This window comes from Microbacterium sp. AG238 (genome assembly GCF_003610405.1).
GTDB lineage: Bacteria > Actinomycetota > Actinomycetes > Actinomycetales > Microbacteriaceae > Microbacterium.
Genome location: NZ_RAQC01000001.1, coordinates 600,202 through 621,568, shown reverse-complemented (window position 1 = coordinate 621,568; position 21,367 = coordinate 600,202). Strand labels below are relative to the sequence as shown.

Sequence of the window (21,367 nt, the reverse complement as noted above, 5' to 3'; positions counted from 1 at the left end):
GTCGACAGACTAGAGTGAGGCCTCGATGATGGGTTCCAGGCGCGCCGGGGCTGCGGGCGCATCTCCCGCAGCAGCCGCCGCCGCGAAGACGACGATCGCGGCACTCGCCGGAGCCCTCGGAATCTCGTTGGCAGCGCTCGGAACGGTGTCGATGCGGGTCGCCCGCAAGGTCGTGACTCCCGCCGGCCGTGTGCCCGACACCGATCTCCTGGCCGTGGATGTGGCCGCTCAGACCCTCACGCTTTCGCGGAACGCCGACACCGAGCTGCCCGGACGCTACGGGCTCTTCACGACGGGGACAGCGTCCTACGTCAAGGTCGGCGCGGTGCTGGCTCAGGACGAGACCTCGGTCAAGCGCAAGCTGCTGACCGAGATCGGAACGGATGACCGGCTCTCGGCTGCTGCCGCGTTCAGCGGCTGGTACTACTCCGATCCCGCCGAGCTGCATCTGCCCTATCGATCCGAGCTCGTCGGATCGCCGCTCGGGCCCTGCCCGGCCTGGTTCTTCCCCGCCGCCGACGCGTCGGGTGAGCCGAGCGACACCTGGGTCATCCAGATCCACGGACGTGGCACCACTCGGGCGGAGACGCTCCGCGCGGTCCCGGTGTTCCACGCCGCCGGCGTCTCGTCGCTGCTGGTGTCGTACCGGAACGACGGTGAGGCACCGCGCAGCCGATCAGGAACATACATGCTCGGCGCGACCGAATGGCGCGACGTGGATGCGGCGATCGGGGCGGCCCGTCGCCGTGGTGCGCGGCGGATCTTCCTCATGGGATGGTCGATGGGAGGCGCGATCGCGCTCCAGGTCGCTCTGAACTCGGCCCACCGCGACATCATCGCCGGGGTCGTGCTCGAATCGCCGGCGATCGACTGGCGCATCGTGCTCGACTACCAGGCGCAGCTGCTGCGCATCCCCGGCCCCGTCGCGACCACCGCCGTCCGGGCACTCGACAGCGCGTGGGGCTCGCGGGTCGTCGGACTGAACACGCCGATCCCGTTCGACCGGCTCGACGTCGTCGCACGTGCGCGCGAGCTGCGGCATCCGATCCTCATCCTCCACAGCGACGACGACGGCTTCGTTCCCGCGGATGCGTCGTACCAGCTGGCCGAGGCGCGTCCCGACCTCGTCGAGCTGGAGATCTTCCAGACCGCCCGCCACACGAAGCTGTGGAACTACGACCCTGAGCGGTGGACCACGGTCATCCGCGAATGGCTCGGGCGTCGACGCTCAGCCGCAGATAGCTGAAGCCCGCGGCATCCATCAGCGCACCCGTGACCCGCGTCGACACGTCCGTCGACACGGGAAGGACGGGATGCCGCACCGGCCCGATCCGCGGCGCGATCGTCAAGCAGATCTCGTCGATGACACCCGCGGTGAGGAACTGCGCGGCGATCGTCGGGCCGCCTTCGCAGACGACCCGCTGCCATCCACGCGACGACAGCGCATCGATCACTCGGGCGGGCGAGAGGTCCGGACCGGGACCGGCCGTGATGACCGAGACACCGGCGGGCGCATCGGCGACCACGCCGTCGGGGACGACCAGCACCACCCGGTCGGCGTCGGCGCCCGCGAGGCGGTGCCCGTCGAGTCGACCCGACCGCGAGACGATCGCGAGAGCCGCGGTGCGCGGGACGACATAACCCTCGGCGCGGACGCTCTCAGCCCCCACCACCACGACGTCGGCATCGCGGCGGATGATCCCGAGGATGCTGCGGTCGGTCGGGCTCGTGATGGTGTCGCTCGTCCCATCGCCCCCGGAGGCCGACCCGGTGAGGGTGGTGACCATGTTCAGGCGGACGTAGCCGCCCGGGGCTCGCCGGTAGCGTCGAGCGAGCCAGGCTCGTCCGACATCCGTGGTGGAATCGGCGCTCTCACCTGTTTCCGGAAGCATCTCGCTCACACGCACGGCGTCATCCTTTCACGCGGTTAGGGTTGATCCGTGACGAGCACATCCGCCGGAATCCTGCGCCTCAGCGACCGTCGTCCCGAGGTGAGCGGCACCGAGATGCTCGCCGCCCTCGTGCCGCCGCCGCAGTTCGACGCGGCGACATTCGACTCCTACCGGGCCGACCCGCAGTACCCGTCGCAGCAGGAGGCGAAGGACCTGCTCGAGACCTTCGCCGGCGGCGGTGCGCCCGTCGCACGCGGGGGGCTGTTCCGCCGCGCGAAGAAGGCGCCGGAGACGAAGCCCGGCGTGTACCTCGACGGCGGATTCGGTGTCGGCAAGACCCACCTGCTCGCCGCGATCTATCACGCGATGCCGGCTCGCCGGAAGTACTTCGGTTCGTTCATCGAGTACACCGCGCTCGTCGGAGCCGTGGGCTACCAGAACACCGTCCAGCTGCTGCGGGGGGCCGACCTGCTCTGCATCGACGAGTTCGAGCTCGACGACCCGGGCGACACGATGGTCATGACGCGGCTCCTCGGCGAACTCGTCGCGTCGGGCACGCGTCTGGCAGCGACCTCGAACACTCCGCCGAACGCGCTGGGCGAGGGGCGTTTCGCGGCCCAGGACTTCCTGCGCGAGATCCATGCGATGTCGGCGAGCTTCCAGACGATCCGGATCGACGGCACCGACTACCGGCAGCGTGCCGTGGACGGGCACGCGGTCGCGCTGGCCCCCGAACAGTACGAGTCCGAGATCGCGGATGCCGCCGCCTCCGGCCTCGTCTCGGACGATGCCTTCTCCGACGTCATCGCGCACCTCGCGACCGTGCACCCGTCGCGCTACATCCGTCTCGTCGACGCCATCTCGACGATCGGGCTGCGCGACGTCACGCAGCTGACGGACCAGTCGGCGGCGCTGCGCTTCGTCGCGTTCGTCGACCGCGCCTATGACGCGCAGATCCCGATCCGGGCGACCGGCCGGCCCCTCGACGAGGTCTTCGGCGACGAGATGCTCGGCGGCGGATACCGCAAGAAGTACCTGCGCGCCATCTCGCGCCTGGTGGCTCTCACCCATTCCTGAGCACTCGTCGAGGGTTCGCGCGGCGCGCGGAAACCTGATGTTTACCGGGGGAGCGGTCGCGTAACCGATCGGAAACACGACTGCGCCGTCTGGGGAAACTGGCGGCCTCGACACTGAGGGGACCCGACGCTACACCTGCGTCCCTGCAGAGAGGTTCCCTTCGAGATGGATCAAGGCAACACCGCATTCATACTCATCGCGGCCGCATTCGTCCTGCTGATGACGCCAGGACTCGCATTCTTCTACGGCGGTCTCGTCAAGGCCAAGAGCGTCATCAGCATGATGATGATGAGCTTCGGCGCACTCGGCCTGATCGGCGTCCTCTGGGTGCTCTTCGGGTACGCCATCGCCTTCCCCGGCGCTGAGGGGACCGTCGCCCCCTGGTCGATCGACTGGAGCGCCATCGGTCTGAGCAGCCTGCTCGAGACGCCCGACGACGCCGCCTTCCCGCCCATGGCCTTCGTGTGCTTCCAGGCGACCTTCGCGATCCTCACCGTCGCGCTCGTCTCCGGCGCCATCGCCGACCGTGCCAAGTTCGGCGCGTGGATGCTGTTCGCCGGCGTCTGGGCGACGATCGTCTACTTCCCGGTCGCGAGCTGGGTCTTCAACTTCGGCCTCGCCGACGACGGCTCGTTCGAGTACGGCGGCTGGATCACCAAGGGTCTGCAGGACGTCTTCGGCGTCGGCGCGATCGACTTCGCCGGCGGAACGGCCGTGCACATCAACGCCGGTGCCGCCGCTCTCGCCCTGGCCCTGGTGCTCGGCAAGCGCGTCGGCTTCCAGAAGGGCGTCCACGTTCCCCACAACCCGCCGTTCGTCCTGCTCGGTGCCGGTCTGCTGTGGTTCGGCTGGTTCGGCTTCAACGCCGGCTCCGAGCTCGCCGCCGACGGCACGGCCGCGCTCGCGTTCATCAACACGATCGCCGCTCCGGCCGCAGCCCTGCTGGCCTGGCTCCTCGTCGAGAAGATCAAGGACGGCAAGCCCACGTCCGTCGGCGCCGCTTCGGGTGCCGTCGCCGGCCTCGTCGCGATCACTCCGGCCTGCGCCTCCGTCGACCCGATTTGGGCCATCCTGCTCGGCCTCATCGCCGGTGCCGCCTGCGCCCTCGCGATCGAGCTGAAGTACAAGCTCGGTTTCGACGACTCGCTCGACGTCGTCGGCATCCACCTCGTCGGTGGTCTCATCGGCACGCTGTACCTCGGCTTCTTCGCCAACGGCACCGGCCTGTTCATGGGTGGCGACGCGAGCCAGCTGATCGTTCAGGCGATCGCCGCTCTCGCGGTTCTCGTCTACTCCTTCGTGCTGGCCTTCATCATCGGCTTCGCGATCGAGAAGACCATCGGCTTCCGTGTGAAGAACGAGGACGAGATCGCCGGCATCGACACCGTCATGCACGGTGAGGTCGGCTACACCCTCTCCGACGCGAAGGTCTGATCAGGCCTCGCATCTCAGCCCGGGCGGGGCATCGCGGAGTGATTCGCGGTGCCCCGCCTCGCGTGTGCCCGAGGTGGGGGCCGTGTGCGTCGCTTCGGCGTTCCGTGCTGCAGCGTTCCGTGCTGCGGCGTTCAGTTGGCAGGCGACGCCGCTTCGCGTGGGGTGAACGGGCGTCAGCTGCCAGGTGAGCCGGTAGGGAAAACGGGACGGCCCGCCCCAGGCGCTGGGTTAGTTTGGGCGCATGGGTGTGCTTTCACGAGTGTGGGATCTGCTGCGTCCGCGCCGGACGGCGGATGGTTCATCCCGCCCTACCGGAACGCGGCCCCGCGCGAGCACCGGCACGCCGCCCCGCGGCGGCGGACGCCCTGCGTCGCGCGAAGCGGCCGGGACTGCGGCATCCGTCATCGAGGTGGCTCTGCCCGATGCTCGCGGCCTGCGTCTGGCTTACGAGCCCCGACCGGGCACTGACCCCGATCCCGGTGAGATCGTCTGGGCGTGGGTGCCGTACGCGGAAGATGCCGCGCGCGGCAAGGACCGACCGCTGCTCGTGCTCGCGCACGCCGAGGGTGACCGGAGCTGGGCGATGAAGCTCACGAGCAAGCCGCACGACGGGGAACGCGACCACATCCCGCTCGGCACGGGGGACTGGGACCGCGAGCGACGTCCGTCGTGGCTCGACGTCGACCAGATCTATCTCGTGCCCACGAGCGGCATCCGCCGGACGGCCGGCGCGCTCGACCGCGCGACCTACCGCCGAGTCGCACAGTCTCTCTCCGTGCGCTACGGCTGGCGCTCCGCCGGCTGACGGCGCACCCGGGCGGCTGCGCCGAGAGCGCACCGTCGACGTGAGCACGTACCGCCCGGCGTGCGTGTTCGTGGCGAGCGTGCGTCCTCGTGCGGTTGGGGGCCTGCCGCGACCGGTGTCCGGGTGGTTTCATGACGTCATGAGTGGATCGGTATCGGGAGCGCCGGGGGCGCACGCGGGGGAGCCTCACGGGGCGTCGATGTCGGGGCGGCTGAACTGGTTGCGGGCCGGTGTCCTCGGCGCGAACGACGGCATCGTTTCAACCGCGGCCCTCGTCGTGGGTGTCGCGGGCGCGACATCGGAGACCGCCCCGATCTTCGCGGCGGGCATCGCGGGTCTCGTGGGCGGCGCGATCTCCATGGCGCTCGGAGAGTACGTCTCGGTCAGCAGCCAGAGCGACAGTCAACGCGCCATGATCGCCAAGGAGCGCCGTGAGCTCGTCGAAGACCCTGCGGCCGAGCTCATCGAGCTCGCGGGCCTCTACGAGAGACGCGGCCTCTCTCCGGAGACCGCTCGCCGGGTGGCCGAGGAGCTGACCGAGCATGATGTGGTCGCCGCGCACCTCGAGGCGGAGCTCGGGCTGACCGAGGACGAGGTCGTCAGCCCCCTGGCCGCCGCCGGTGCCAGCGCGCTGGCGTTCACCATCGGTGCGCTGCTGCCGCTTCTCGCGATCCTCCTGCCGCCCGCCGACATCCGGGTTCCCGTCACGTTCGCGGCCGTCCTCATCGCCCTCGCTCTGACGGGCTACCTGAGCGCCCGGCTCGGTGACAGCCCCCCGCTCCGCCCCATGGTGAGGATCGTGGTCGGCGGCGCGCTCGCACTGATCGCGACGTTCACCGTGGGCTCTCTGTTGGGCGTCTCCGGCGCCGTTTGAGCTGGCCCGCGGCGGTGATCGGCCTCGAGCACGCACGCGCGCCGCGAGCACGCACTGGCTCAGGTGTACGTTCGCGGTGAGGGTGCGTTGTCGGCGAGCCGTTCCGGCCGGAAAGCGCGAATCTGGCGGGTCCAGGCGGCGAGTGTTGCGGCGAGAGCGAGTGCCAGGACGGCGGGGATGCCGGCGGCCGCGGCGAGATCGGCTGCGTCGACGCCTGCGGCGAGCAGCGCGCCTCCGAGTGCCGAGCCCGCGGACGCACCGAGATACATCGCGGCCATCTGGAACGCGATGATCGGCATCGCCTGATCGGATCGGTCTTTGGTGAGCGCCTGCTGGAGTGTGGGCACCGATGCCCATCCCGCGGCGCCCCACACCGCTGCGGCAGGAATCGATGCAACGGGGGAATCGGCGAGCCACAACGTCGCGAAGCTCGCGATCAGCAGTGTCGGCAGGACGATGAGGAACGGCCGGGGCCCGAACCTGTCGAGCGGTCGACCGATCACCGCCGATCCGGCTACCCCGCCGATGCCCCATGCCCACACGAGCGCGAAGCCCCACTCGGCCAGGCCGCCGGCCTCGGCCATCGGCATCAAGTAGGTGTACAGGCCCAGGCTGGCCGTCCCGAGGAGGAATGCCGCTGTGATCCCCACCGCGATGCGTCGAGAACGGAGAACGCGGAAGGTCCCGCCGCCCGCCGCGGTGACCAGCCCGGGCAATCGGCGCGCGCGAGCTGCGAGCGCGACCATGCCGAGCACCCCGATGGCAACGACGAGGCCCATCGTCCATCGCCATCCCGCGCTCTGTCCGATGACCATCCCGAGGGGCACTCCTGCGACGGTGCCGGTCGACAGCCCGAAGGTCACCATCGACATTGCCCGCCCGCGGTCGTGTTTCTCGACCATCGCGGCGGCGGTCGCTGTGGCGATGGCGGTGAGAACACCTGCTCCGGCCCCGGCGACGACGCGGGAGGCGAGGAACACCTCGATGCCCGGTGCCAGCGCGGTCGCGAGATTCCCCGCGTTGAAGATCCCCAGTGCCCACAGGAGGGCGCAGGCGGCACCACGGCGTGCGAGAGGGCTCGACAGCAGTGGCCCCGCGACGGCATACGCGGCTGTGAAGGTCGCGACGCCCAGCCCGATCGCCGCGACGGTCGTCTGAAGCGACGTGGCGATCTGCGGAAGCACGCCGGCGAGGACATATGCATCGACGCCGAGCGCGACAGCGGCGACGACGAGGGGCCAGACGCGGCGGATCACGCCTCCGCCTCAGAGCCAAGGTCTTCGCCGTACGCGGCGAGAACGCTGTCGAGCAGCCCGGGGAAGCGGTACTGCAGGTCGCCGTCGCGAAGCCGGATGAGGCACTTGCGCCCCTGAGCGCGGACGAACACGACACCGGACTCGCGAAGCAGGCTGGTGTGATGCGTGAGGGTCGAACGGGGGAGATCGGGGCCGAGCTCGATGCTGTCGACCTCGCCCCGTTCAGCGAGAGTCCGCACCATGTCGAGCCGGAGCGGCTCGCTCAACGCGAAGAGCACGCGGGGGATCGCGATGTCGTCGGTGTCGGGGTGTTCGTAGGTGCGCGGAGACATGCTCGCCCTCCAACTGTTCGAGATCTGTCGAACGATCATCATTCGATAAATCTCGCACGTTTGCAATCCCGTACGCGGCGAGAACGTACGGATGCCGCGAGCGTGCATGATCCGCGGTGCGTGCTCGCGGCGACGGTGCGTGCTCGGCGTGCGGGGCTTAGCGTGCAAGAGGGCGTGGGGCAACGAAAAGCGCCCCGGTCGAAGGACCGGGGCGGGATGGTGGGCGATGCGGGACTCGAACCCACGACCTCTTCCGTGTGAAGGAAGCGCGCTAACCAACTGCGCCAATCGCCCGTGCTGGCCCGTGAGGGCCGAGACACGAGCATACCGGATGCTGCGGCGGTTCCCGTACGCGGAGGTGAGACACGCGCGGGGCGCCGCCGGTTTTGCACTCGCGCGATCGTCGGCTAATGTTTAACAAGTGCCGGAGCGATCCGGAACGAAATGCGGATGTAGCGCAGTGGTAGCGCATCACCTTGCCAAGGTGAGGGTCGCGAGTTCGAATCTCGTCATCCGCTCGAGTGCGAGGATCTCCCGTCAGGGTGATCCGGCACGTGGGTCAGAACCACACACGGTGGCGTGGCCGAGCGGCTAGGCACCGGCCTGCAAAGCCGTTTACACGGGTTCGAATCCCGTCGCCACCTCGCCTCATAACTGAACAGCCTGTATAGGCGCGATTGGCGCAGCGGTAGCGCGCTTCCCTGACACGGAAGAGGTCACTGGTTCGATCCCAGTATCGCGCACCGAGTAAAACCCCCGGTCTCACCGGGGGTTTTGTCGTTTACCGGCAGGGTGAACCCGCCCGCCGGTTAGGCTCGGCGCCATGACTCAGCTCGTGCTCACCGTGGTCGGAGACGACCGGGTCGGACTCGTCCGCACACTCGCCGACACCGTGGCGGCGCATGGCGGGAACTGGGAGCGAAGTGAACTCGCGGAGCTCGCCGGTGCTTTCGCGGGCATCGTGCTCGTGGACGTGCCCGCCGACCGCGAAGCCGGTCTCGTCGAGGCGCTCGAGCGCCTCGACGGTCTGCTCCGCATCACGACGCACCAGCCGCTGGCTCCCGTCGTCGCGAGCGGACAGGTGCTGCGTTTCACCGTGCTCGGCAATGACCGCCCCGGCATCGTCCGCGAGGTCAGCGATGCGATCGGTGCTCACGCCCTGAGCATCGACGCCCTGACCAGCCGCACCCTCGATGCCCCGATGGCGGGTGGCACGCTCTTCGAGGCCACCCTCGTGGTGCGCCTCCCCGCCGAGTTCGACGCCGCCGAGGTCGTGGCCGACCTCGAGCGCCTCGCCGGCGAGATCCAGGTCGACCTCACCCTCGCGTGACCCTCGTCGACGACATCCGCCGCGCTCTGCAAGCCGCGGCGCAGCCGGAACGAGCACCCGCGCAGCAGGCCTACATGAAGTCGTCGATGCCCTTCCTCGGCATTCGTCTTCCCGAGGTTCGCCGGCTCGCTCGAACGCTCGGGGCGGGGGAGTCGGATGCCGCGGCGCTCGGCGCGGCCGCGCGGACCCTCTGGGACGAGGCCTCCCACCGGGAGGAGCGCTATGCGGCCATGGCGCTGCTGGCGCTGCCGCCGCTTCGAGGCGCACGGGAGTCGCTGCCTCTCATCGAGCACATGGTGCGGACGGGGCAGTGGTGGGACATCACCGACGAGTTGAGCGGGCGCGTCCGCGATCTGCTCGTCGCCCATCCCGAGCAGATCGCGCCCGTCATCCGGGCGTGGGCGCGCGATGCCGATCTCTGGATACGGCGGGTCGCGATCCTCTCTCAGTTGACGCGGCGCTCCGGCTTCGATGTGCAGCTCTTCACGGATGTCATCGTCCCGAACCTCGCCGATTCGGAGTTCTTCATCCGCAAGGCGATCGGATGGGCGCTCCGCGATCGCGCGCGCGTCGACCCGGACGGGGTGCGCGCGTTCGTCGACGAGCGGGGAGTGACCGGCCTCAGCAGGCGCGAGGCGCTCAAGCGCCTGTGACCAGCACCCCCCCCGGCTCTGACCGGCACCGCCGCCGGGAGGGCTCATCGCAGGGCGAGCGGCAATACCGACAGTCCGACGATGAGTGGCGCGGCGATGAGCCCCCACAGGATGAAGCGCCGCCACGGGACGTCGACGCCGACCGCGTGCAAGCGTTCGTGCCAGAGCAGGGTCGCGAGCGAGGCCCACGGGGTGATGAGCGGCCCCGCGTTGACTCCGACGAGCAGTGCGCCGAGTCGCTCCGGCGTCCCCGCCGCCGACTCGAGCAGCAGGTAGGCGGGCAGGTTGTCGACGGTGTTGGCCGCAACGAGGGCGGTGCCGGCCATGCGCCACAGCTCGAGCGGTCCGCCCGGCTCGCCCGCGATGACCGAGACGACCGCTGCCGATCCGAGCGACTCGAGTGCGGCCATAGCGGTGAACAGGCCCGCCGCGAACACGAGCAGCTGCCACGGGACGAGCCGAGCCGTCAGTGCACGGGGTGACCGCCACGCGAAGAGGCCGACGAGGAGGATCGCGGCTATCGTCGCCGGGATCCACGGCTCGAGTCCGCTGACGAGGGCCGGCATGAGCGCGATGACGACGACGGATGCCGCAACCAGCTGCACCCGGTCGATCACGCGCGGCACGGGCGCGGGGTCGAAGCGGCCGACGAGCGATCGCCGGTGGATCACGAACAGCAGGGCCACTGTCGCGAGAATCGCCACCGCCGCCGACGGCCCCATGAGGGCGACGAATGCGAGCGGTCCGCCCTCGGGAAGCCGGCCGAGCGCCAGCAGGTTCGTCAGGTTCGACACCGGCAGCACGAGCGACGCCGTGTTCGCCAGCCACACGGTCGCGAAAGCGAAGGGGAGCGGCGGAAGCCCGTTCGCGCGCGCGACTGCAACGACGACGGGCGTCAGCAGCACGGCGGTGGTGTCGAGCGACAGGAATGCGGTCGCGACGACCGCGAGCGCCACCACGAGGAGCCACAGCAGCGTGGTCCGCCCGCGCGAGGCGCGCGCGAGCCACCCGGCGGCCACGTCGAACACCCCCGCCTTCGCGGCGAGTTCCGCCACGATCGTGACGGCGACGACGAAAGCCAGGATCGGGGCGACACGCTCGGCGATTCCTACGAGATCGTCCGGGGGAAGGACACCGAAGACCACCGCACCCGCTGCCACCAGCAGCAGTGCGGCCCCGGCGATGGCGAGCTTCACGGCATCCATCATGCGCCCTCGGAGCCCACCCCGAAGCCGCTGACGCCCACGAGTAGGATCGATGCATGGAACGACGCCGGATCGGAGCCCGTCTGCTCACTCGCTTCGTCGCCGCCGGCCGAACGCTCTCGGCCTGAGCGGGCGGGACGCGGCGTGCGTCCGAAGCTGAGTAGCCTTGATCCGAGCCACCCATCTGGAGATGTTCCCTTGACTGACGTCGTTTCCCCGTCGGACGTGTCGTACCCCGCCGACGGCTTCGCCCTTTTCCCCGATCGCTCCGTCGTCGCCCTGCGCGTGAACGGCGACCTGAAAGACCTCGCGACGGTCGTGGCCGAGACGGATGCCGTCGAGCCGGTCACCGTGTCGAGCCCCGACGGCCTCGCGATCCTCCGCCATTCGACCGCGCACGTGCTGGCGCAGGCTGTCCAGCGCATCCGGCCGCAGTCGAACCTCGGCATCGGCCCGCCCATCGAGGACGGCTTCTACTACGACTTCGGCGTCGACGAACCCTTCACTCCCGAGGACCTGAAGTCGATCAAGAAGGAGATGGAGCGGATCGTCCGCGAGAACCAGCGGTTCGTCCGCCGGGTCGTCACCGCGGACGAGGCCCGCGCCGAGCTGGCCGACGAGCCGTTCAAGCTCGAGCTCGTCGACCTCGCGGGCGGGCCCGGATCGGGCGCTGACGCAGCCGAGGGGGCTTCGGCCGAGATCGGCGCCGGTGAGCTGACGATCTACGACAACGTCACCCGCGACGGCGTGACCGCGTGGAAGGACCTGTGCCGTGGACCCCACGTGCCCGGTACCCGCATGGTCGGCAACGGCTGGGACCTGACTCGGGTGGCCGCCGCCTACTGGCGCGGAAGCGAGAAGAACCCGCAGCTGCAGCGCATCTACGGCACCGCGTGGCCCTCGAAGGACGAGCTGCGCGCGTACCAGGAGCGCCTGGCCGAGGCGGCGCGGCGCGACCACCGCAAGCTCGGCGTCGAGCTCGACCTGTTCTCGTTCCCCGATGAGATCGGGCCCGGCCTGTCGGTGTTCCACCCCAAGGGCGGCATCATCCGGTACGAGATCGAGCGCTACATGCGCGAGCAGCTGCTCGCGAACGACTACGAGGTCGTCAACACCCCGCACATCACCAAGGGCGACCTGTTCATGACGAGCGGGCATCTGCAGTGGTACGCCGACGGCATGTACCCGCCCATGAAGCTCGACGAGATCGTCGACGCCGAGGGCAACGTGACCCGGCAGGGGCAGGAGTACTACCTCAAGCCCATGAACTGCCCCTTCCACAATCTGATCTTCCGATCGCGCGGTCGCAGCTACCGTGAGCTGCCCCTGCGCCTGAGCGAGTTCGGTTCGGTCTACCGCTACGAGAAGAGCGGCACCCTCTCGGGGCTCACCCGGGTGCGGGGCATGACCCAGGACGACACCCACATCTACGTCACGCCCGACCAGGTCGAGGACGAGCTCGTCCGCAGCCTGGAGTTCGTGCTGCAGACCCTGCGCGACTACGGGCTGAACGACTTCTACCTCGAACTGTCGACGAAGGAGGAGGGCAACCCGAAGTTCATCGGCGACGACGCCCTCTGGCAGCAGGCGACCGAGACGCTGCGCCGGGTCGCCGAGGGATCGGGGCTGGAGCTCGTTCCCGATCCCGGCGGAGCTGCGTTCTACGGACCGAAGATCTCGGTCCAGGCCCGCGATGCGATCGGCCGCACCTGGCAGATGTCGACCATCCAGCTCGACTTCAACCAGCCTGAGCGGTTCGAGCTGGAGTACACGGGTCCCGACGGCGAGAAGCACCGCCCCGTGATGATCCACCGCGCACTGTTCGGGTCGATCGAACGGTTCTTCGCGATCCTCCTCGAGCACTACGCCGGTGCGTTCCCGGTCTGGCTCGCGCCGGTACAGGTCGTGGCCATCCCCGTCGCCGACGACTACGCGCCGTACCTGCAGGAGATCGTCTCTCGTCTGCGCAAGGCCGGCGTCCGCGCCGAGCTCGATCGCTCCGACGACCGGATGCAGAAGAAGATCCGCACCCACACCACCCAGAAGGTGCCGCTGCAGCTCATCGCCGGCGAGCAGGACCGCGCCGGCGGCACGGTGTCGTTCCGCTTCCGCGACGGGTCGCAGACCAACGGTGTGCCCGTCGACCAGGCCGTGGAGCGCATCCTCGCGGCCATCGCGAACCGCACCCTGGTCGACACCGCAGAGCACCTCACCACCGCGGAGCAGCTCGCGTGACCGGTTCGTCGGACACCCCGCGCCCGGTCGAGGACGCCGCGCACCTGGCCGGGGTGCCCGACGAGTTCCAGCGACTGTGGACCCCGCACCGGATGGCGTACATCCAGGCGGGGCCCGAGCCGCTTCGCGACGAGTGCCCGTTCTGCGCGGCTCCCGGTAAGTCGGATGCCGACGGTCTCATCGTCGCGCGGGGGCGCACGGCCTATGTGCTGCTGAATCTCTTCCCGTACAACTCCGGCCACCTGCTCGTCTGCCCGTACCGGCACATTCCGACGTACGATCTCGCGACGCCCGAGGAGGTGGCCGAGATCGGCGAGCTGACCCAGACAGCGATGCGCGTCCTGCGCGAGGTGTCGCGGTGCGACGGCTTCAACCTCGGGATGAACCAGGGCGCGGTCGCGGGTGCGGGTGTCGACGGGCACCTTCACCAGCACGTCGTGCCGCGGTGGGCGACCGACGCCAACTTCTTCCCGATCATCGCGAGGACGAAGGCGCTGCCGCAGCTGCTCGGCGAGGTTCGAGAGGCCGTCGCGACCGCCTGGCCGACGGACTGACAGCTCGTACCGAGATCTGCCCCGAGAGCGCAAGCCCCGGCGCGGGATGACGCGCGGCCGATAGCCTGACGGCTCACCGAGGAGGCTCCATGTCGATCAACGCTCGTGCGCGCGCCGTCATCCTGGTTGCGGCGGTCCTCGCCGGGGCGATCGCCCTGGCCGGCTGCACCCCCGCAGCCGACGACGCCTCTTCAGCTCCCGGGCCGACTCCCACGGTCTCGGCGTCGGGGCCGAGCGCTGCCGAGACGCCTGGCGCCGGCGATGATGCGACGGTGGACGGCGACGTCCTCGCCGAGCGCGACGCCTTCATCGACGCCCAGCAACAGCCGGTGGGGCAGCCCACCCTGACAGCGAAGACACCGGCCCAGCAGGAGCTCGTCACACAGCAGCGCGCGCATCTCGAGGCCAACGGCGGACAGTGGTCGGAACAGGCCGAGACCGTGACCCTCGCCCTGGGGCTGGACGCGTGCGAGACATCGATCCTCAACGGTCACGAGATCGACGTGTCCTCGTTCCGCACGCACGTCGTGACGTCGCCGCTCATCCAGAGCCTCGCCGTCGACGACGCGTCCCGCGAGGGCGCCGTGAGCATCATGGTGTTCGGTACGCGATTCCTCTGCCCCGACGACGCTTCGCAGTGGGAGCAGGCATGGACCGAGGCCGGGGGAGACTACTGAGCCCGCTCAGCGCACCTGCTCGACGGTGAACTGCATGCGCGGGTGAGCGTACGCCTCCTGGCTCTCGACGAGCTGGAGCTCGCGCTCGCCCGACTCATGCGTGCGCGTGAGCAGGTCGAAGACGCTCGAGGTGGTGCGCGCGAGCGCCTCGGCCGCCGAGCCGGTGCTGCGGTAGTGGGCGGTGAACAGGGCGGCGGTGACGTCGCCGGAGCCGTTCGCCTTCATGGGGATGTGGGGCGTGCGGACGATCCAGGCTCCGGTGTCATCGGCCGCGAGCATCTCGATCGTGCCCTCGGGGCGTTCCGGGCGCTCCACGCTCGTGACGAGCACCGTGCGCGGTCCCATCGCGCGGGCGGCGTCGACGGAGGCGAGCGTCGAGTCGAGGTCGCTCGGGTCGGTCTCGGTCAGGAAACCGAGCTCGAACTGGTTCGGTGTGATGATGTCGGCCGCCGGCACGACGCGCTCGCGCAGCAGCACGGGGATGGCCGGCGCCACGAAGCACCCCGACTTCGCGTTGCCCATGACGGGGTCGCACGCGTAGACGGCATCCGGGTTCGCCGCCTTGACGCGCGCGACGGTGTCGAGGATGACATCGGCGATGCCCTCTCCGCCCTGGTAGCCCGAGAGGACGACGTCGATCTGCGGAAAAGCCCCGCGATCCTCGACGCCCGCGATGACGGCCCGGACATCGTCGGGGCTGATCATCGGGCCGCCCCAGGCGCCGTAGCCGGTGTGGTTGGAGAAGTTCACCGTGTAGACCGGCATCACCTCCACGCCGATGCGCTGCAGGGGGAACACCGCCGCGGAGTTGCCGACGTGTCCGTATGCGACGGCCGACTGGATCGAGAGCACCTTCATGGGGTCATGCCTTTCGAGAGGGGAGGGCGGATGCGACGAGGTCCTGCACGAGGAGCGCGGCGTCGGCGTCGTTCAGATCGTGGACGGTGAGGCGCAGGTGGCGCGACGGCGCGTCGTCGGCCAGCCGGAACTCGTCGCCGGTGCGGGCGAGCCACCCCCGACGCATGAGTGCGTCGGCGACGGAGCGGGCGGTACCGGGCACTTCGACCCAGAGGCTGAGCCCGTCACCCGGTGCACACGGCAGCCCTGAGCGTGTGAGCTCGGCGGCGAAGGCGGCGTTGCGGTCGGCGTAGTGCGCGCGTGCCGCCGCAATGGTGGCCACTGCGGTCGCATCGGACACGAGGGCATGGGTGAGGCGCTGCAGCAGGTGGCTGACCCAGGTGGTGCCCGAGCCGAGACGGAGCGCCAGACGCTCGGCCGTCGTGGGATCGGATGCCGTCACCGCGAGGCACATGTCGGGCCCGAGGAATTTCGACACCGAGCGCACGCGAGCCCACCGCTCGTGGCGCTCGCCGATGATCGAACGGTAGGGCTGGGTCGACAGGAGCGAGAAGTGGTCGTCTTCGATCACGAGGACGTACGGGTGGTCGCTCAGGACCTCGCGCAGGGCTGCGGCGCGTTCGGCCGAGAGGCTCGAACCCGTGGGGTTCTGCGCCCGCGGGGTGATGACGACGGCCCGAGCACCCGCGTGGAGCGCTCCTCGCAGCCCGTCGACCGTCATCCCCTCGTCATCGACGGGAACCGGGATCGCCCGGTAGCCCGCAAGCCGGACCGTGTGGATGCTCGCGAGGAAGCACGGGTCTTCGAGGGCGACGGCGTCGTCGCGGGTGAGCGCCTGCGCGAGAAGCCGTTCGACGGCGTCGACGGCACCACCGGTGACGGTGAGGTGGATGTCGGCCTCGGCCGGTGAGTCGGCGGCGAACCACCGTTTCGCCCAGGCCGCGAGACCCTCGTCGATGACCGGCTCGCCGTACAGGACGGGGCGGCCGGCGACCCGGCCGAGCACCCGGCTCGGGTCGGGGATGAGTGCGGGGTCCGGGTTGCCCGACCCGACGTCGCGCAGCACCGTGTCGGCGGCGACGCCCTCGGCGGCGACGGGGGAGACCTCGGTGATGCGCGTTCCGCCGCGGCCGCGGGCCACGACGACCCCGGCCTGAGCGAGCAGGCGGTAGGCGGCGACGACGGTGTTGCGGTTCACGCCGAGCTGTTCGGCGAGCGTGCGTACGGGCGGCAGGGCGTCATCGGAGCGCAGGGCGCCGCGCTCGAGCAGCATCCGGACACTGTCGGCGATCTCGCCCGCCGTGCGTCCGGTGATCGTGTCGCGGGAAGTCATCGAGACGATCTTATGTCGGATGCCATGCTACTTTTTGGCCTAGGCCGAAGATCAATCATCAGGAAGCGGCCGGATCGGAGCTCCATCGTGTCGAACGACCAGACCGTCACCGGATCCGCGCGCGTCAAGCGCGGCCTCGCCGAGATGCTCAAGGGTGGTGTGATCATGGATGTCGTCACGGCCGATCAGGCGCGCATCGCCGAGGATGCCGGCGCGGTCGCCGTCATGGCGCTCGAGCGCGTTCCCGCCGACATCCGCGCTCAGGGCGGCGTCGCGCGCATGAGCGACCCCGATCTGATCGACGAGATCATCGCGTCGGTGTCGATCCCCGTGATGGCGAAGGCCCGCATCGGGCACTTCGTCGAAGCGCGCGTGCTGCAGGAGCTGGGGGTGGACTACATCGACGAGTCCGAGGTGCTGTCGCCCGCGGACTATGCGCACCACATCGACAAGTGGGGCTTCACCGTCCCGTTCGTCTGCGGCGCCACCAACCTCGGCGAGGCGCTGCGCCGCATCACCGAGGGCGCCGCCATGATCCGCTCCAAGGGTGAGGCCGGCACGGGCGACGTCTCGGAGGCGACGCGTCACATCCGCACGATCACCGCCGAGATCCGTGCCTTGCAAGCCAAGAGCCCCGACGAGCTGTACGTCGCGGCCAAGGAGCTCCAGGCGCCGTACGACCTCGTCGCCGAGGTGGCCGACACCGGCGCGCTGCCCGTCGTCCTCTTCACCGCGGGCGGCGTCGCCACACCCGCCGACGCGGCGATGATGATGCAGCTCGGTGCCGACGGCGTCTTCGTCGGTTCGGGGATCTTCAAGTCGGGCGACCCGGCTCGCCGCGCGGCAGCCATCGTCAAGGCGACCACCTTCCACGACGACGCCGCCATCGTCGCCGAGGCATCGCGCGGCCTGGGCGAGGCGATGGTCGGCATCAACGTCTCGGACCTCCCCGCCCCGCACCGGCTCGCAGACCGCGGCTGGTGAGCCGGTGAGCGAGGGGCTGCCGCCGCGCGTCGGCGTCCTGGCGTTGCAGGGGGACGTGCGCGAGCACGTGCGCATGCTCCGCGAGCTCGGTGCGACGGCATCCCTCGTCCGGCGGCCGGGCGACCTCGAGGGGGTGGACGGTCTCGTCCTGCCGGGCGGCGAATCCAGCGTCATCGACAAGCTCGCCCGCGCGTTCGGGATGCAGCAGCCCATCCGCGACGCGATCGCGGCCGGAATGCCCGTCTACGGCACGTGCGCCGGGATGATCATGCTCGCCGATCGGCTCGACGGAGCCATCGCGGGCCAGGAGACGTTCGGGGGTCTCGACGTCACGGTGCGGCGCAACGCCTTCGGCGGCCAGGCCGAGTCGTTCGAGACGGCGCTCGCCGTCGCCGGTGACGACGACGGATGGGACGTTCCGGTCGAGGCGGCCTTCATCCGTGCGCCGCTCATCGTCGAGGCGGGGGCAGGGGTCAGAGTCCTCGCGACGCTGCCGAGCGGTGGGATCGTCGCGGTCGAGCAGGGGCACCTTCTCGCGACCGCGTTCCATCCGGAGGTCTCGGGCGAGCGCCGATTCCATGAGAGGTTCCTCGCGCACGTCCGTGAGGCGCGCGCATCCGCCCGGTAAGATCGAGCGCATGTCCGGTCACTCCAAATGGGCCACGACCAAGCACAAGAAAGCCGTCGTCGACGCGCGCCGTGCCAAGTCGTGGGCCAAGCTCATCAAGAACATCGAGGTCGCAGCGAAGCTCGGCGGCCCCGATTTGCAGGGCAACCCCACGCTCTTCGACGCCGTCCTGAAGGCCAAGAAGACCTCGGTCCCCAAAGACAACATCGATCGCGCGATCAAGCGCGGCGCGGGTATCGGCGGCGAGGCCGTCGAGTACTCCTCGATCATGTACGAGGGGTACGGGCCCAACGGCGTGGCGTTCCTCATCGAGTGTCTGACCGACAACAAGAACCGGGCCGCCGCCGAGGTGCGCACCGCTCTCAGCCGCAACGGCGGCACGCTCGCCGACCCGGGCAGTGTCGCCTACAACTTCAGCCGCAAGGGTGTCATCGTGGTCCCCTCCGAGGGCACCACCGAAGACGACGTCATGCTCGCGGTGCTCGAGGCTGGAGCCGAAGAGGTCGAGCCGCACGGCGACGGGTTCGGCGTCATCACCGAGGCCTCCGACCTCGTGTCGGTGCGCACCGCTCTGCAGGACGCCGGCATCGAGTACGACTCGGCCGACGTCGAGTTCGTCCCCTCGCTCAAGGTGGAGGTCGACGCCGACACCGCCCGCAAGGTGTTCCGTCTCATCGACGCCCTCGAAGACAGCGACGACGTGCAGAACGTCTACACGAACTTCGACCTCACGCCCGAGGTACAGGCCGAACTCGAGAACGACGACGAGTAAAAGGCCCGGCATCCGTCGCAGTTCCCGGTGTCGAGCGCAGTTTCTTCTGCGCCGGATGCCGGGAACTGCGCGTTTCGCGGGTTGTCGGCGCGCTGCCCGGCCGCGGCGGACGTAGCGTGGGGGAGTGACTTCTCTGCGCGTCCTCGGTGTCGATCCCGGGCTCACCCGATGCGGTGTCGGCGTCGTCGACGTCGCCCGCGATCGATCCGCCGCGCTCGTGCATGTCGGGGTCGTGCGCTCGGCCGTCGACGTGCCGATCGAACGCCGACTCGCCACGATCGCCGCGGGACTGCGTGAGGTGATCGCCGAGCACCGGCCCCACGTCGTCGCCGTCGAGCGCGTCTTCGCCCAGCACAACCGGACCAGCGTGATGGGCACGGCGCAGGCGAGCGGCATAGCGCTGCTTGTCGCTGCCGAGAGCGGCCTCGACGCCGCGACTCATACGCCCTCCGAGGTCAAGGCGGCGATCACCGGCTACGGTTCCGCGGAGAAGCTTCAGGTGCAGACGATGGTCGCCCGAGTGCTGCGGCTCGACTCCCTCCCGCAGCCCGCGGATGCCGCTGACGCTCTCGCGCTCGCGATCTGCCATGCCTGGCGCCGCGGGCCGGCCGGTCCCGCGACCGCCTCGGGGGGCGCTGCACTCACCCCGGCCCAGCGCGCCTGGGCCGACGCCGAGCGCCTCTCGCGGCGCTGACGCGCTCGCCCGCAGCGCCGCGCGGCGCGCGGTGCGTGTCGCTCGAACATACCTGCGAAGCGACGCCTAGGCTCGGATCATGATCTCCTCCCTGCGCGGCAGCGTGCTGCACCTCGAGTCCGACAGCGTCGTCATCGACGTCGGCGGGGTCGGGTTCTCGGTCGCCGTGACTCCCGACATCCCGCGTTCGTTCCACGTCGGCGACGAGATCGTGCTCCACACGAACCTGGTCGTCCGCGAAGACGCCCTGTCGCTGTTCGGGTTCGAGACGCGCGAGCAGCTCGGAGTCTTCCTCCTGCTCATCGGAGTGACCGGCGTGGGGCCGAAGTCCGCGCTGGGAGTGCTGTCCGCCCTGAGCGTCGCCCAGATCGCCGATGCCGTCACCGCCGAGGACGACGCACCGTTCCGCCGGGTGTCGGGGATCGGCCCCAAGACCGCGAAGCTCATCGTCGTGCAGCTCGCGGGCAAGCTCCAGGCGGCTCCCTCCGGCCCGGCGGCGTCCGTCGCAACTCGGGCCGGAACGCTGACCGCACAGGTCGTCGCGGCGCTCGTGGCCCTCGGCTGGAGCGAGCGGGTCGCGGTGGAGGCTGTCGCACAGGTCACCGCGGACGCCGCCGCCCCGGCGACGGTGCCCGCCCTGCTCAAGCTCGCGCTGGCGCAGCTCGGCCCCGCACGCCCGGAGCAGACCGGTGTCTGACGCGCACGAGCTGGCCGCCGACGAGACGGAGCTCGCCGTCGAGGGAGCCCTCCGCCCCACCTCACTGGCCGAGTTCGTCGGGCAGCAGAAGGTTCGCGGACAGCTCGAGCTGCTGCTGCAGGCGGCGGGGATGCAGGATCGCCCCGCCGACCACATCCTGCTGTCGGGGCCGCCCGGGCTCGGCAAGACGACGCTGGCGATGATCGTCGCGCACGAGAGCGGCCGGCCGCTGCGGATGTCGAGCGGCCCCGCCATCCAGCACGCGGGCGACCTCGCGGCGCTGCTGTCGAGTCTCGTACCCGGTGAGGTGCTCTTCATCGACGAGATCCACCGCATGGCGCGCTCCGCCGAGGAGATGCTCTATCTCGCGATGGAGGACTTCCGCATCGACATCATGGTCGGCAAGGGCGCCGGCGCGACCAGCATCCCGCTCGAACTCGCCCCCTTCACCCTCGTGGGTGCGACGACCCGTTCCGGGCTGCTGCCGAATCCGCTTCGCGATCGCTTCGGCTTCACGGCGCACATGGAGTACTACGAGCCGGAGGAGCTCGAACGTGTGATCCAGCGGTCCGCGAGCGTCCTCGCCGTCGACATCCCACCGGTGGCGCGAGCCGAGATCGCTCGTCGTTCGCGCGGTACGCCGCGTATCGCGAACCGGCTGCTGCGCCGCGTCCGCGACTTCGTCATCGTCCACGGCGACGCGGGCGCGGGGGCGACCGAGGCGGATGTCGCCGCGGCCCTCGAGCTCTACGACGTCGATCCGATCGGCCTCGACCGCCTCGACCGCGCCGTCCTCGACGCTCTCGTCCGTCGTTTCGGGGGCGGGCCTGTGGGGCTCAACACCCTCGCAGTGACGGTCGGCGAGGAAGCGGAGACGATCGAATCGGTCGTCGAGCCGTACCTCGTGCGCATCGGATTCGTGGGGCGGTCGCCTCGGGGTCGGGTGGCGATGCCCTCGGCGTACCGTCACCTCGGCATCACCCGTGCCGACGGGGCGCTCGAGATCGATGACCTATAATCGCTGAAGGCTTCTCGCCGACGAATCCCGAGGGTGCGCATTCTTCGCGTGCCTCCCCG

The 21,367-nt window shown here is 70.0% G+C and carries 22 protein-coding genes and 4 tRNA genes; 19 read left to right on the top strand and 7 right to left on the bottom strand.

What is annotated here, in order from left to right; genetic code table 11:
* Window positions 1-25: 25 nt before the first annotated feature.
* Window positions 26-1,246 (top strand): S9 family peptidase, encoded by a 1,221-nt coding sequence (locus DEU36_RS02955; RefSeq protein ID WP_120262850.1) that lies wholly within the window; start codon window positions 26-28, stop codon window positions 1,244-1,246.
* Here DEU36_RS02955 and DEU36_RS02950 read toward each other — a convergent pair.
* Complete coding sequence (locus DEU36_RS02950) at window positions 1,200-1,907, bottom strand: dihydrofolate reductase family protein (protein ID WP_259455195.1); 708 nt, start codon at window positions 1,905-1,907, stop codon at window positions 1,200-1,202. The two genes, DEU36_RS02955 and DEU36_RS02950, sit on opposite strands and share 47 nt — an antisense overlap.
* Before the next feature lie 33 nt (window positions 1,908-1,940).
* On the opposite strand from DEU36_RS02950, the gene zapE reads away from it, so the two are divergent.
* From zapE to DEU36_RS02930, 4 genes are all read left to right on the top strand, one after another.
* Entirely contained in the window at window positions 1,941-2,969 is a 1,029-nt protein-coding gene (gene zapE, locus DEU36_RS02945; protein WP_120262849.1) for a cell division protein ZapE, read from the top strand.
* A gap of 165 nt (window positions 2,970-3,134) precedes the next feature.
* Entirely contained in the window at window positions 3,135-4,403 is a 1,269-nt protein-coding gene (locus DEU36_RS02940; RefSeq protein ID WP_120262848.1) for an ammonium transporter, read from the top strand.
* Window positions 4,404-4,644: 241 nt separating this feature from the next.
* On the top strand, window positions 4,645-5,208 hold the full coding sequence (locus DEU36_RS02935) for a type II toxin-antitoxin system PemK/MazF family toxin (protein WP_120262847.1): 564 nt from the start codon (window positions 4,645-4,647) through the stop codon (window positions 5,206-5,208).
* Between the two features lie 139 nt (window positions 5,209-5,347).
* Window positions 5,348-6,082: a VIT family protein gene (locus tag DEU36_RS02930; RefSeq protein WP_120262846.1), complete on the top strand. Its 735-nt coding sequence runs from the start codon at window positions 5,348-5,350 to the stop codon at window positions 6,080-6,082.
* Window positions 6,083-6,141: 59 nt separating this feature from the next.
* Here the strand turns inward: DEU36_RS02930 and DEU36_RS02925 are convergent, their stop codons facing one another.
* The 3 genes from DEU36_RS02925 to DEU36_RS02915 form a co-directional block, all read right to left on the bottom strand.
* Window positions 6,142-7,338, bottom strand: coding sequence for an MFS transporter (locus tag DEU36_RS02925; RefSeq protein WP_120262845.1), 1,197 nt, complete (start codon window positions 7,336-7,338; stop codon window positions 6,142-6,144).
* Window positions 7,335-7,670 carry a helix-turn-helix transcriptional regulator gene (locus tag DEU36_RS02920; protein ID WP_147374350.1) on the bottom strand — a complete coding sequence of 112 codons (336 nt, stop codon included), beginning with the start codon at window positions 7,668-7,670 and terminating at the stop codon, window positions 7,335-7,337. The genes DEU36_RS02925 and DEU36_RS02920 overlap by 4 nt, the downstream gene beginning before the upstream one ends.
* Before the next feature lie 217 nt (window positions 7,671-7,887).
* Window positions 7,888-7,964 (bottom strand) — tRNA-Val (locus tag DEU36_RS02915).
* Window positions 7,965-8,116: 152 nt separating this feature from the next.
* Here DEU36_RS02915 and DEU36_RS02910 point away from each other — a divergent pair.
* The 5 genes from DEU36_RS02910 (at window position 8,117) to DEU36_RS02890 (ending at window position 9,653) form a co-directional block, all read left to right on the top strand.
* A tRNA-Gly gene (locus DEU36_RS02910) sits at window positions 8,117-8,188 on the top strand.
* A gap of 55 nt (window positions 8,189-8,243) precedes the next feature.
* Window positions 8,244-8,314 (top strand) — tRNA-Cys (locus DEU36_RS02905).
* Between the two features lie 27 nt (window positions 8,315-8,341).
* Window positions 8,342-8,413: transfer RNA gene (locus DEU36_RS02900), tRNA-Val, on the top strand.
* Between the two features lie 80 nt (window positions 8,414-8,493).
* Window positions 8,494-9,000, top strand: a complete 507-nt coding sequence (locus DEU36_RS02895; protein ID WP_120262843.1) for a glycine cleavage system protein R — start codon at window positions 8,494-8,496, stop codon at window positions 8,998-9,000.
* Window positions 8,997-9,653 (top strand): DNA alkylation repair protein, encoded by a 657-nt coding sequence (locus DEU36_RS02890; RefSeq protein ID WP_120262842.1) that lies wholly within the window; start codon window positions 8,997-8,999, stop codon window positions 9,651-9,653. Before DEU36_RS02895 ends, DEU36_RS02890 begins: the two co-directional genes overlap by 4 nt.
* Before the next feature lie 44 nt (window positions 9,654-9,697).
* On the opposite strand, the gene DEU36_RS02885 is transcribed toward DEU36_RS02890, so the two are convergent.
* The gene (locus DEU36_RS02885) at window positions 9,698-10,858 is read right to left on the bottom strand and encodes an SLC13 family permease (protein ID WP_259455332.1); all 1,161 of its coding nucleotides are present in this window, start codon (window positions 10,856-10,858) and stop codon (window positions 9,698-9,700) included.
* 198 nt (window positions 10,859-11,056) lie between these two features.
* On the opposite strand from DEU36_RS02885, the gene thrS reads away from it, so the two are divergent.
* The 3 genes from thrS to DEU36_RS02870 all read left to right on the top strand — a co-directional run bounded on the left by thrS (window position 11,057) and on the right by DEU36_RS02870 (window position 14,324).
* Window positions 11,057-13,093 carry a threonine--tRNA ligase gene (gene thrS / locus DEU36_RS02880; protein ID WP_120262840.1) on the top strand — a complete coding sequence of 679 codons (2,037 nt, stop codon included), beginning with the start codon at window positions 11,057-11,059 and terminating at the stop codon, window positions 13,091-13,093.
* Window positions 13,090-13,647 (top strand): HIT domain-containing protein, encoded by a 558-nt coding sequence (locus DEU36_RS02875; RefSeq protein WP_183045270.1) that lies wholly within the window; start codon window positions 13,090-13,092, stop codon window positions 13,645-13,647. The genes thrS and DEU36_RS02875 overlap by 4 nt, the downstream gene beginning before the upstream one ends.
* Window positions 13,648-13,736: 89 nt before the next feature.
* Window positions 13,737-14,324, top strand: coding sequence for a hypothetical protein (locus tag DEU36_RS02870; protein ID WP_120262839.1), 588 nt, complete (start codon window positions 13,737-13,739; stop codon window positions 14,322-14,324).
* A gap of 6 nt (window positions 14,325-14,330) precedes the next feature.
* Here the strand turns inward: DEU36_RS02870 and pdxY are convergent, their stop codons facing one another.
* Together pdxY and DEU36_RS02860 are read right to left on the bottom strand one after the other, a co-directional pair.
* A complete protein-coding gene (gene pdxY, locus DEU36_RS02865; RefSeq protein WP_120262838.1) occupies window positions 14,331-15,182 on the bottom strand; it encodes a pyridoxal kinase PdxY in 852 nt (283 codons plus the stop codon).
* 4 nt (window positions 15,183-15,186) lie between these two features.
* Window positions 15,187-16,515: an aminotransferase class I/II-fold pyridoxal phosphate-dependent enzyme gene (locus tag DEU36_RS02860; RefSeq protein ID WP_120262837.1), complete on the bottom strand. Its 1,329-nt coding sequence runs from the start codon at window positions 16,513-16,515 to the stop codon at window positions 15,187-15,189.
* Between the two features lie 87 nt (window positions 16,516-16,602).
* Between DEU36_RS02860 and pdxS the strand changes: the two genes are divergently transcribed.
* From pdxS to ruvB, 6 genes are all read left to right on the top strand, one after another.
* Complete coding sequence (gene pdxS, locus DEU36_RS02855; protein WP_396652147.1) at window positions 16,603-17,499, top strand: pyridoxal 5'-phosphate synthase lyase subunit PdxS; 897 nt, start codon at window positions 16,603-16,605, stop codon at window positions 17,497-17,499.
* Between the two features lie 4 nt (window positions 17,500-17,503).
* Window positions 17,504-18,127 carry a pyridoxal 5'-phosphate synthase glutaminase subunit PdxT gene (gene pdxT, locus DEU36_RS02850; protein ID WP_120262836.1) on the top strand — a complete coding sequence of 208 codons (624 nt, stop codon included), beginning with the start codon at window positions 17,504-17,506 and terminating at the stop codon, window positions 18,125-18,127.
* Window positions 18,128-18,137: 10 nt separating this feature from the next.
* Window positions 18,138-18,899: a YebC/PmpR family DNA-binding transcriptional regulator gene (locus DEU36_RS02845; RefSeq protein ID WP_094261779.1), complete on the top strand. Its 762-nt coding sequence runs from the start codon at window positions 18,138-18,140 to the stop codon at window positions 18,897-18,899.
* A 124-nt stretch (window positions 18,900-19,023) separates the two neighbouring features.
* A complete protein-coding gene (ruvC, locus tag DEU36_RS02840) occupies window positions 19,024-19,593 on the top strand; it encodes a crossover junction endodeoxyribonuclease RuvC (RefSeq protein ID WP_120262835.1) in 570 nt (189 codons plus the stop codon).
* 79 nt (window positions 19,594-19,672) lie between these two features.
* On the top strand, window positions 19,673-20,290 hold the full coding sequence (gene ruvA / locus DEU36_RS02835) for a Holliday junction branch migration protein RuvA (RefSeq protein WP_120262834.1): 618 nt from the start codon (window positions 19,673-19,675) through the stop codon (window positions 20,288-20,290).
* Entirely contained in the window at window positions 20,283-21,308 is a 1,026-nt protein-coding gene (ruvB, locus tag DEU36_RS02830) for a Holliday junction branch migration DNA helicase RuvB (RefSeq protein ID WP_120262833.1), read from the top strand. Before ruvA ends, ruvB begins: the two co-directional genes overlap by 8 nt.
* The last annotated feature ends 59 nt before the right edge of the window (window positions 21,309-21,367 follow it).